This is a genomic window from Campylobacter sp. 7477a (genome assembly GCF_014892335.1).
Classification (GTDB): domain Bacteria; phylum Campylobacterota; class Campylobacteria; order Campylobacterales; family Campylobacteraceae; genus Campylobacter_A; species Campylobacter_A californiensis.
In genome coordinates this window covers 1-361 of record NZ_JADBJH010000040.1, presented here as the reverse complement: position 1 = coordinate 361, position 361 = coordinate 1, and the positions used below count along the sequence as shown (strand labels likewise).

At 30.5% G+C, this 361-nt stretch carries 1 protein-coding gene; it reads right to left on the bottom strand.

Going from position 1 to position 361, the window contains the following annotated elements; translation table 11 throughout:
- Positions 1–176: 176 nt before the first annotated feature.
- The coding region (locus CCAL5182_RS09015; RefSeq protein WP_336610845.1) for a S24 family peptidase at positions 177–361 on the bottom strand (185 nt) is incomplete at its 5' end.

The window sequence follows — 361 nt, the reverse complement described above, 5'->3', positions numbered from 1 at the left end:
TGTGTAAAGTTTTGTAAGAAATCAAAGTGAGAGAAATTTAGCGATGAAAGCCTAAATATAGGGTTTGAGAGCTATTTTATTCAAAATCAAAGTGGCGAAATTTTATTTTACATTATTTTACAAATACTTTACACTTTTTTACACCACGTTTTACAACCTTTTAAAAGCCGTTTAAATTAAGCTTTTTTCATATGCGATACCACTCTGCCTATTATATGGCAGTATTGCATATTATGCTTTTCTATTAAAATCGGCTCATACTTGTCGTTATCTGAAAATAGAGTTATAGACTTGGTTACCGGGTTTTTTTCTACTCGTTTTACGTAAATATCGCCATCGTAGCTTATGATATAGATACATC